Here is an 11132-nt window from a genome sequence, read left to right as displayed (position 1 = left end):
GCTGGAGGACATCAACAAGGGCTTCGACCTCATGCATGAGGGCAAGTCGATCCGCAGCGTCGTGGTTTACTGAGGAAGGCCACCGGGCCGCAGGCTGCGGTTCGACGCAACAAATACGCCAAGCCCACGGTTCTGTGTTCCCAAATACTGTGCCTCGGGCAACGGCGTAAACCGGCGGCGTGGTTAGGTATGAGACCTCGATCACGCCGCCGGTGCAGTTCAAAAAAAGGGTTGTGTGCGTCAAGTTCTGCAAAAAGGGGCGTGGATGCCAGCGGTGTCGCGCCTCCCATGAGGAGTGCACTCCTGATCGAGTGCCGGACTAGATTCGGCTATTGAATGTGGTCCTCGCTGTCTACCAGCGAGCAACAGCTGGTCGGCCAGGTATCACTTGAGGCCAGGCAGAATTCCCAAAATCTCGCTCAAGTGGATCGGCAACTGAGGTGACGCGTGCAAATCGGCGCAGCTGTCTTTCCAGCGTTGCAGATATTCGCCGATTGGAATGCTGCTCCGGCCAGGCCAGCGATTGAGTGCGCCAAGGGCCTCGATACATTCTGAAGCCCCCGCGTATTGAGCGAGAATGTTCAAGGACATTGCTTGTGCGAACGAGTTGAGGTTCGGAACTTCGATCTCGCTTCGGTGCTTGGCAAACCACTTTGCCGGGTCGCTAGTGAGACCCTGAGAGTCGGCAAGCGCCTTGTAGCTGTTGACGATGTTCTGGCGATACTCGGCGATGGCGTCGCCGAAGGCGTTGTCGCGGGGAAAGGGCGGGTTTTGTTTCCAGTCCTTCGCCAGGCGCCCCAGGCCACGCAGCGAAAAGGCCTCCACCATGGCTTCCTCGAGCCATTGACAGGGAGGCGCGGGCTTGGCGTCGGCCTGCCAGCTGTTGGCAAAGACATGGCCGAGCTCATGCCCGAATTGGTAGGCGAGCTTCGACCAGTCCCGCTCGCCGATATCGACAATTGTCCAGGCCATGCTGCTGCCGTCGGGGTGCAGCCAGACGGCTGGCGAACCGGAGGTGTGTTCCTCGACGCGCAGTCTCGTCGGCTGGCGATCTGAAACGAGGCGGACACCGTCGAGGCAAGCATGGCGCATGCGCTCGACGACCTGAAGGGCGGCACCCGGCAGCATGCGACCCCAGTCGCCGGCAAGCTCGATGGGGGCGTGAAGCAACCCGGCTGGGGTGGCAGCTTGAGCAATCACGGGCATAGCAGCCGCCAGACTCCTGTCCAGACTCCATCGCGATGGGCAAACCAGGCCAAAAGATGTGACCGTTAACGCCGTAAACTCTCGTCGGTTCATCGAAACCACTTCCGACCCGATGGTCGAACCTTCGAAACAGAGATCGTGGGGTTGAGCAATTGGCTGTAGTCCCTCGGTAGCAGTTTACCGGCGCAGGACCACAAATTGATGCGCGGAATGGCCAAGATGAAGGGAAAACCCTTCAACGATAAGCTTTCGCATCATCGCATCCGTGGCTGCCTCGCCGGAGACCGCATAGTGCGTCTCCATGATGATCAGTCGAATACCGGACAGATCGGCCGCCTCCAGCAACTCGACCTCTCCACCTTCTATGTCGCAAATGAGGACATTTGCGGAATGGTCACGTATCTCGTCTTCAAGACAGTAGACAGGAATTCGAACCTTGTCGACGATACTCGGTTCCGTCGATGTCGCATCGAGCCTGGAAGCCCAAAAAGATTTGTCGATATAGAACTCGACGGTTTCACCCGCGCCGAGGATCTTCTGTCGATTTTTCCGAACCCCGTTGCGCGACTTGATCTTGGAAAGGCCGTTTCGCCTGAAGTTTTGCCGAGCATCATCAAGAATTTTAGGGTTCGCGTCGAATGTCAGAACGTTTTCAGCGCGCACGATCAATGCGGCTGTCATCGCCACCAGCCCTATCGCGGTTCCCACTTCGATAACACGGTCTGACGGGTGAACCAGATCGGCTGTCAACTGCCGCTCACGCCCCTCGTAGTAATTTCTGCGAAGTGCATCGATGATCGTCTCTGAGTAATTTTCAGTGTCCACGAATATGTCAAAGCCGCCAACGCCCATGAAATAGCCATCCCGTCCAATTGGGATACGGTTATTTTCGCGTTCTTCATCGGTTAGTCGAGCGCGTGTAGCTTGATCGAGAGGATCACCAAATATCTGACATTCACTGAAGTGCAAGCATTCATAGCCGTCAAGCCTAACCCTTACGAACCGGGCAATACGATCTCCAGAAATATTCGCGACGTAAGGCCGTCCGTCTGAATCGCCAAAGACCACGCTATCAATTTTTCTGTAGAAGACCCTCCAATGCTCTTCGTCAATTGATCCAAGAAGGCTAAAGTGCCTTAGCCTGTGCGCTTGATGCTGCCGATTATATATAACAACTTGCCGAATTAGAAACTCGCTGCCAAGGTCGACCTGCCACCAGGGATCCGTTTCCGTTTTGGTATGAAATCCCATTTCGCCAGAAATCTTGCCGTCGTTTCCTCCCCGAGCGTCCTGCTCCGGGTGCGGGCTGAATGACCATTCTGAGGTCGAACTTTGAGTTGCAGGTTTGTTGATCGCGAGGTTTATCACGGCAATTCAGAGCCCTTTCCGCTTCGCTATTGGTGCACCTTCACTCGCGGTTCGATGCCACGAGTCAAAATGTAGATCTCCGCAATAGCGGCCGTCCCACGATGCGGCAGGGAGCGAGCTTGCGGACGCCGCGGGCCACAAGGATATGGCAAAATCTCGTGTTGCACTTCGATTTCTAATGTCCGACGCCTGAAACTAAATTAGCATGATGTCTGTTTTTGGCGAAGGATCGTAAAGCGGACGGGGCCTCCGGAACGAGCGGGGCTGCATTTCGAAGGCGTATTGTGGAGAAGAGCTTTTCGCAGGTGGCTGACGAAGTTACGGCGACAGCGCAGTTCGATCAATCGCGCTCGTATCCATCCAAAAGCCCGCGCGGAAGCAGCGGTTCCGGTCAGGCTCTCAGAAGGAGACCAGCATTGAATGACAGTCATGACTTCCTGACCGCCGCCGTGAAGATGCGGAATAGGTATCTCAATCTTCTCGAAGCATCGTTGACCGGAACCTTGTACGGCGACGCGCCCATTGATCCGTGGACCGGTGGGCAATACGACCCGAACAAGCGTGCCCTCGGGCGGGATTGGCCAGGACTGGCGCAAACCATGATTGGCTCGGCGAGGATGCGCAATTTGCGGCATCTGTGCGAAACCGTGATCCTGAACGATGTTCCTGGCGACTTTATAGAGACCGGGGTCTGGCGCGGTGGAGCGTGCATTTTCATGAGAGGCATTCTTGCCTCATACGCCGAAACGCGACGTCGGATCTTTGTCGCCGACAGTTTCGCCGGCCTTCCTCCTCCAAGTCCCGAAAAGTATGCGGCGGACGTTGGCGACACCCACCACGTGCATGGAGAACTGGCGATCTCCCGGAAGGACGTGGAAGAAAATTTCCGCAGATATGACTTGCTTGACGAGCAGGTTGTCTTCCTTGAAGGCTGGTTCAAGGACACGCTCCCAAATGCCCCGATACAAAAATTGGCGGTTCTTAGACTGGATGGCGACATGTATGAGTCGACCGTTCAAGCTCTCGATGCGCTCTATCACAAGGTATCGTATGGGGGATTTGTAATCGTCGACGACTACTTCCTGGCCCCGTGCGCTCAGGCTGTGGATGAGTTCCGCGCTAGAGGCAACATCACTTCGCCCTTAATTCCGATCGACGGCTGTGCCGTGTGGTGGAGGGTTTCCGAGCCCGCAAATCACCAATGACAAACCCCCATCGGGTGACGTGAGCAATACTATTCGAAGGCGACCGCCCAGCATCGAACGAGGCGATCGTTCATGGCGGGAATGCCGAGGGATGGGGATGACGTGAGCACAAGAACACACATCACACTTCTCGTTCATCCAGGGATCGTGCAGGTGCTCGCAAGCATGGTCAGGATGCTCGCCGATGGTTTGAGCGAGATCTCGATCGGGACGGACATCATTCATGATTTGCCTGCGGATTTCGACGGGCGGGCGATCGTACTAGGCGCCAATCTTTATCAAACGTCGGCTTTGGATCGTCTGCCTGGAAATTCTATTATATTCAACGTCGAAAATTATACATCAAATTGGATCACGGATGATTATTGCAATCTCTTGCGGAGGTTTCATGTATGGGATTTTAGCGAGAGCAATTCCATCTTTCTATCCAGGAAGATAGGTCGCCCGGTCCATTATTTCCGGATGTTCTATGTTGATGGTCTTGCGCGAATCGGTGACGCTGAACAGGATATTGATGTTCTATTCTACGGATCATTCAATGAGAGAAGGTCGGCAATAATAGACGAAATGCGCGCTCGTGGGCTGCGCGTTGAGGCATTGTTCAATGTTTTTGCCGGACAGCTCGATCAATTCATTGCTAGATCCAAGGTTATTATCAATATACATTTCTACGATAGTGGGCAGCTCGAAATAATCCGCGTATTCGATCTTCTGGCCAACGGGCGCGCGGTAGTAAGCGAGATAAATCCGGGCGAACTTGTGGACGCCGATTTGACGGACGCCTTCGTTGCGGCGCCATACGAGAACCTTGTCGCCGCGGCCGAGGCGCTGGTGCACGACACGGATAGACGTCACAAGGTAGCGACGGCCGGGTTCGAGGCATTCAGTCGACGCAGAGCAACAAATATACTTCCGGAAGCGCTTGCCTGGAGCGATTTGCCGAACCTGCCCGGTGACGTTGTACTCGGTCGGGGAAAGATACGCGATCCAAGGGTGCTGAATATCGATATCAGCAACCGATGGCATCCCGACATCGTGGCCGACATATCGGATCCTGGCCTGTTCGAGCGTGAATTTATGTCCGAGCGCTTCGGACCGGTTCGGATGGATCGGGGACTATTTGCCAGCATAACGGCCTCGCACGTGCTCGAGCACGTTGCGGATCTTGTGACGGCTATGACGAACTGCCTGACTTTGCTGGCGGATGGAGGGCTGTTCAATATTGTGGTGCCATACGACCTGTCATACGGTGCCTGGCAGGATCCTACCCACGTACACGCCTTCAACGAGCGGAGTTGGCTCTACTATTGCGAATGGTACTGGTATCTCGGATGGACCGAATCCAGGTTCGAGTTGGTGGAGCAAACCTTTGGCTATAGTTCGATCGGGGATGCGCTCGCGGCGCGAGGTGTCTTGGAGGACGAGATCTTGCGCAGCCCGCGGGCGGTAGACGAGATGCGCGTGGTGCTGCGCAAACGGCAACTGACCGAGGCTGAACGTGATTACGGGCGCCAAATGCGTGGCGATAGCCGTGCGTGAAGTCGCGGGCTCTGCGACTCCGTGAAAGCTGGGGCGCTTAGCCCGAGCTTTGCTGCCGATCCATTGACATCCGCTCTGACGATTGCCCGTCGTCTGGGATGACGAGTGGCGCAATGCAAAGGAAAGCTTGCATCGAGCCGTACGCCCCGCACATGGCGCAATCGATGCCCGTGTCCTCGATCACGACGCCCGTTCCAGGAAACGGGATAAGCCGGCGTTGCAGAGGAAGGCACTTTTGAAGGAGTTTGCGTGCACCTGACGGCGAGACTGTGTAGGCCTGCGTTCCAAACGAATGTACCAGCCCGACGAGCGATCTCGAGAATTTCTCAGCCTGAAACGAGGTCCCGTTTCTATTTCGGAGGTCGTAGAATTCCAGCTTTGCTTTGGAGAAGCCGAAATCCAGCCAGGCGAACAATGGGTCAAATACATAGCCCCACTGGATGATATCCCAATCCCTCGGAGCTCGAGCCATGAGATCGGCCGATTCCTCCAGGAACCGAAACGATGCACGGACGTCGTCTTCAAAGACGGTTATCGGCTTGTTCTCCGAAACCGCCAGCTTCCACAGGTTGATATGGGATAGAGCACACCCGAGCGTTCCTGCCGGATACGCGCAATCGCTGGTGATCAGGCCTTCCTCTATGAGCGCATTCCGGTCCAGGGCGGCGCCGTCGGCGGCCGATACCCGAAGCGTATTCTGCGTCAGATGCCAATTGTCGCTCTGATACTTGTTCCAGCGGTCGACGCTCCGGTCGAGGTTTATCAGGTGAATTTTCGGCGAATCCCGTGGCTCGGCCGGCGCCGACGCGACGGCAGCGACCTCCGCCAATACCGGGACGTCACCCGCGCTGCGCAAAAGCTCGCCTGCGCGCTCGATTCCATCACTTACATGATATTCGCCATCGCCGAAGGTGATGTAGCCGTAGACCTGCCGGTTATCGATGTATTGAACGATCCCGGCCTTGCGGGCGCTGTCGGCAAAGATGACGTACTCGTATCGCGTGGTGCCGTCGTCATATGTCAGCTCGGTCAGCACGTCGGCGCGGACAAGGTAGGTGCAATGCACGAGCGGTATTTCAATGATGCCGCGGACATGGCGGTTGAGCACCCAGAGATACTGATCGCAGTGCTGATAATATCCGCTCGCGTCGACCTCGGCGTGGTAGTTCGAATAATACTGACCGGGTGCGATGGAGCGTAGCAGCGGCGCAACGATAGGCACGTCGAGCGCGACGAGTTCCCGCAGCGTGGCGGGTCGCACGAAATTGTCGACGTCGACGACGAAATAGAATTCGCAATTGTGCTCGAGGGTTTTCCGCAGGCTGATGTTGCGGATTCTGCCGAGCACCTTGAAACGCGTCTCGTTCCATTCGTGCTCGCGAAACTGCTCGACCCGGTCGGACACGTCCGACGTGTCGATCTCGACCGCGGAATAGAGGTGGCCGACGCGTTCCAGCCATTCGCGCAATATGTGCTCGGTCCTATCAGTGTTGTTGTTTGTTCGGATGTAGAGGACGATCGATTCTTTAGGATAGTCGAGCGCTTCGATGCAAGTCAGGTAGAGCGGCAGCGCGGGCTCCTTCTGCTTTGCCAATATCGCGACAAGGACGCGCGGCGTGCCTTTGAGCCGCGAGCGTAACGGGCGCTGCGCAACAAGCGCGTGCTGCTCGACAAGGCTCTCTGCGCCGAGGCTTCCCAATACCGGCGGCTCGCGGACCTCGAGTTTGTCCGCGGCGAAACGGGCATTGGCCACAACCCGCTTCAGCATGTCCGCCGGCAATTTGTCGGAAGCCAGCAGTTTCAGGCAGGCATCGAGCGATTCCCGATGGGCGCCCGCCCAGTATGCGTTGACTGACAACTCGTCGAGCAGTCCGTAGTCGTAGACCCAAGGCTGGACGAACAGACCCGCCGGCTCGGTGAGGCCCACACCGCGACGCGCATAGTCCAGCCCTTCCGCGTTGCGCCCCTGGTTGCGGCAGTAGAGGCTCGCTGCGTGCAGCGCCTCCACGCGCGTGGGCACTGTCGCGGTCGCGCGCTCATAGACCGCGACGACTTCTTCGAAGGGCCGGGCAAGCGCCGCCATCAGGTTCCCGGCCTCGAGCAGGCTTACATAGACCTCCTCGTTCCAGAAACCCAGTTCAGCTCGCTTCAAATACTGTTCGAGCGCCTTCTCGCGCTCGCCAAAATCCCTGTAACTCTGCGCCAGATAGAAGGTGTAGCGCGATATCAGGAACGGGTCGGTTTCGGTTGCGAGCACGTTCTCCAGCACCGCCGCGTCGTCCTGGTATTTTCGCGGGTTCTGGCTGCGCGCTCCGCCGCGCCCCGTTGCGATGCGAAAACCCTCGGCGTTCTGCCTTGAGATGGGGCCGGGGGGGCCTTCCAGATATTCGTGCAACACACCCTTGAAGGAAAAGGCCAGCCGGTTGCTGCAGATCTGCGGGCGGTAGAACGCGATATTTCCATGCAGTACCTCGACATCGTAGAGATCTTTGTCCATCCGCGACTTGAACAAGGCTGGCTCGAAGTCGCGATCGCAGATCAGCATATCGTCCGCGTCGATGATCATCGCATAGTCGACGCTCTCGATCTCGCGCAGTCGCTCGAGGGCGAAGCTGCGGTTGTAGGCGAAGTCCCGCCACGGCTCGTCGATAACTGCTCCCTTGACATTGTTTTGCGCGAGAAAGCCTCGGATCAGGTCTTGTGTGCCGTCGGTGGACCCAGTGTCGACGACGAGCACATAGTCGACAAGAGGAAGCGCGCTGGCGAGGCATTGCAGGATGACCTTCGCCTCGTTCTTGACGATCATGCACAGGCCGATGGTGCTCACGCCGGACCCTCGTTGAGGCGGCCATATTTGCATCGCAGTGTCATGTCGCACAGCAATCCTTTTTGATGAGGATTCGATCGTCTCTCACGCTCGTCTCACAGCCGCCGCAGCCTAAGCCATTTTGATGAAGGCTCTCAATTTTCGCGATTGAAATGGCCCTTAGCTAACTCTTGGATTTTTAAAGTGTTCACGCCCTGGCATGTCATTTCGATGACAGTCTCTGATGGGTGACCCAGCGGTTCTGAATTAATAAATTGTAAACCAAACCATTTACAAGTTTAGAAATTTCGAATTTACTAATATCTAATGCAATGGAGGGTAGCTGCGGATTTGGCGAAAGATCGCCGGTCCGCGGTTGTCTGCGAAGCCAGGAGAGTATCCGGGAGGAAAGCCACTCACCCGTGAGGGCGCGGTGTATGTGGTGGTGGGCGAACGTTTCGCCGATTGGTCCTGAATCCGTAATCTAGGCTACCGATCTCCCAATGATGGTCCCTCGCAAGTAGCCGGCTCCTTGCAAGTCGTGAACAATCGCGACCCGCGTGATGGAGTTGGCAGTGGTCCGTGTAACATCACCCACCAGACGGCGCCGCGTTGACGTGGCCTTCGGCCTTGGCCTGTGTCCATCTCCTCTTGCCACCTGCGGTAGTCGCCTTGCGACTGGTAACGACGTCCGCCCGACTGTGTATCTCGGGCGGCGCATTCCTGGGATTGGACAATTTTCGGCTCTCGCCGTCGTGGCTTCACCCGCCCGGCTGCGGAAGCTCGGCACCGACTGAAACCTGAAGCTGAGAAACGACAATAACGGCGGCGTTGGCCGCAGCGGATCGAGGAGGACACTATGAGCTTCACTGCGGGCTTTGCGGTCATGGAAGTCACCGTTCGAGGCGCTTTGCCTATCGGCGACGGGACCGAGAACGTCACCTATTTCATTCTGGACTCGGCCAAGAACACGATCGTCGGCCAGGTCATCCTTCCCAGGGCCGTACCGCGCAGCCTCGCCGTAGCCCTCACCGTCAAGGTCCCGAGCGCAGCCGGCTCGCTTGCGATCGGCACATTCGACGAAGGCGGGGCTTTCCAGGCTGCCAGCTTCCTTCGCGTGGAGACCCCCACAATTCAACGCCCCGACGGTGCCGTCGGGGCGGCGGGGCGATGACCGCTGCCAAATGTCTGGTTCGTGCCGCTCGCCGGTCAAGCCGGTTGAGCGGTTTTCCCTTGAATTGAATTCCAAGCCAACAGGAGCCAGTTATGGCCCGCGCCTCTGAAATTCTGTTTGTGGATCCTTCAGTCTCCGACCTCGAGACGGTTCTTGGCAATCTGAGGCCCGAGGTCGAGGCTGTCGTGCTCGACGGCTGGCGGCCGGTGGCGCAGCAGATGGCGGACGTTCTCGCTGGGCACGAGGGGCTCGACGCGGTTCACGTTATCGCGCACGGCTCGCCAGGCCGGGTTCAATTCGCGGCAGGAGAGTGGTCCGCAGCCACTGTGAGGGACGAGGCTGAGGATTTCGCCGCGATAGGCAAGGCGCTTGCCGAAGACGGCGAGATGCGGCTGTGGAGCTGCGAAACGGCCTTGGGGAATACTGGCGAGACGTTCGTGGCCGCACTGGAGGCGGCTGTTGGTGCAGACGTTCACGCAGCCAGGTCGCTGGTTGGCGAAGCCAGGCTGGGTGGTAGTTGGGAGTTGTCAGCGCGACCGGGCCAGTCGTCCCTTCTTCCGCCGCTGAGCTCAGCGGGCGTAGCAAGCTACGCAGGCGTGCTCGCTGTCGATCTGACGTTGACTGGTGATCTGACCATCCAAAATGGCAGTGCTAACATAAATACATACTATCTAGTAGATACTACGCTCAATCCGCCGGTGTTGGTTGGAAGCTTCTCCCTTCCGCAATCAGGTAATAATAAAGTAAGTGAATTTGCTGTTACAATTACAATACCGGATCCAACTCATACTTACAAAATATACGACTCTGGGTTTAATCTTTTCGGCACGTTAACGCCTGGTGGCGGAAATACTTACACACTCCAGGACGGCCCCACCTTCGGTCCGAGCAACGGCAACGGCGGCAACCATTTCGATACTGGGACCTTCAGCACCAGCACAGTCGGCGCTACCGGCCCAGCGGGTGCTACCGGCGCAACCGGAGCCACGGGTGCGACCGGCGCTGGAGCGACTGGCGCCACGGGCGCGACCGGAGCTACGGGCGGAACTGGTGCGACCGGCGGTACCGGCGCGACCGGCGGCACGGGTGCGACCGGCGGTACTGGCGCAACGGGTGGTACTGGCGCGACGGGTGGTACTGGCGCGACCGGCGCCACGGGTGCCACTGGCGCGACGGGCGCCACGGGTGCGACCGGCGGTACCGGCGCAACAGGCGAAACTGGCGCGACGGGCGCCACGGGTGCGACCGGCGGTACCGGCGCAACAGGCGAAACTGGTGCGACCGGCGCCACGGGTGCGACCGGCGCCACGGGTGCGACCGGCGGTACCGGCGCAACGGGTGAAACTGGCGCGACTGGCGGTACCGGCGCGACGGGCGGTACCGGCGCAACGGGTGAAACTGGCGCGACCGGCGCCACCGGCGGCACCGGCGCAACGGGCGAAACTGGCGCGACGGGCGGTACCGGCGCAACGGGTGAAACTGGCGCGACCGGCGCCACGGGTGCGACCGGCGGTACCGGCGCAACAGGCGAAACTGGCGCGACCGGCGCCACGGGTGCGACCGGCGGTACCGGCGCAACAGGCGAAACTGGCGCGACCGGAGCCACTGGCTCGACCGGAGCAACCGGTGCGACGGGTGAGACCGGAGCAACTGGAGCAACCGGCTCGACCGGAGCCACGGGTGAGACCGGAGCGACAGGCGCAACCGGCTCGACCGGGGCCACAGGTGCGACGGGTGAAACTGGGTCGACTGGCTCGACCGGCTCGACTGGAGCAACCGGGTCAACAGGCGCCACAGGTGCGACGGGTGAAACCGGAGCGACAGGCGCAACGGG

At 58.6% G+C, this 11132-nt stretch carries 7 protein-coding genes; 4 read left to right on the top strand and 3 right to left on the bottom strand.

The features are described 5' to 3' along the window. Positions 1-384: 384 nt before the first annotated feature. Positions 385-1206 carry a hypothetical protein gene (locus FJW07_RS31205; RefSeq protein ID WP_246680929.1) on the bottom strand — a complete coding sequence of 274 codons (822 nt, stop codon included), beginning with the start codon at positions 1204-1206 and terminating at the stop codon, positions 385-387. Positions 1207-1383: 177 nt separating this feature from the next. Further along, positions 1384-2574, bottom strand: a complete 1191-nt coding sequence (locus FJW07_RS31200) for an FkbM family methyltransferase (RefSeq protein WP_140860851.1) — start codon at positions 2572-2574, stop codon at positions 1384-1386. Positions 2575-2990: 416 nt separating this feature from the next. On the opposite strand from FJW07_RS31200, the gene FJW07_RS31195 reads away from it, so the two are divergent. Further along, positions 2991-3779 (top strand): TylF/MycF family methyltransferase, encoded by a 789-nt coding sequence (locus FJW07_RS31195; RefSeq protein WP_246680928.1) that lies wholly within the window; start codon positions 2991-2993, stop codon positions 3777-3779. Between the two features lie 102 nt (positions 3780-3881). Continuing rightward, complete coding sequence (locus FJW07_RS31190) at positions 3882-5318, top strand: hypothetical protein (RefSeq protein ID WP_181182783.1); 1437 nt, start codon at positions 3882-3884, stop codon at positions 5316-5318. Between the two features lie 37 nt (positions 5319-5355). Here the strand turns inward: FJW07_RS31190 and FJW07_RS31185 are convergent, their stop codons facing one another. Continuing rightward, entirely contained in the window at positions 5356-8145 is a 2790-nt protein-coding gene (locus tag FJW07_RS31185; protein WP_140860847.1) for a glycosyltransferase family 25 protein, read from the bottom strand. A gap of 838 nt (positions 8146-8983) precedes the next feature. Here FJW07_RS31185 and FJW07_RS31180 point away from each other — a divergent pair. Together FJW07_RS31180 and FJW07_RS31175 are read left to right on the top strand one after the other, a co-directional pair. Then, positions 8984-9298: a hypothetical protein gene (locus tag FJW07_RS31180; RefSeq protein ID WP_140860845.1), complete on the top strand. Its 315-nt coding sequence runs from the start codon at positions 8984-8986 to the stop codon at positions 9296-9298. A gap of 92 nt (positions 9299-9390) precedes the next feature. After that, the coding region (locus FJW07_RS31175; RefSeq protein WP_140860843.1) for a DUF4347 domain-containing protein at positions 9391-11132 on the top strand (1742 nt) is incomplete at its 3' end.

The organism is Mesorhizobium sp. B3-1-9 (assembly GCF_006439595.1).
Classification (GTDB): Bacteria; Pseudomonadota; Alphaproteobacteria; order Rhizobiales; family Rhizobiaceae; genus Mesorhizobium.
This window is presented reverse-complemented; position numbering and strand designations above follow the sequence as displayed.

Coding starts and splice junctions, on each gene's coding strand:
- FJW07_RS31205 (WP_246680929.1), bottom strand. CDS start 1,206: ATGCCCGTGATTGCTCAAGCTGCCACCCCAGCCGGGTTGCTTCACGCC.
- FJW07_RS31180 (WP_140860845.1), top strand. CDS start 8,984: ATGAGCTTCACTGCGGGCTTTGCGGTCATGGAAGTCACCGTTCGAGGC.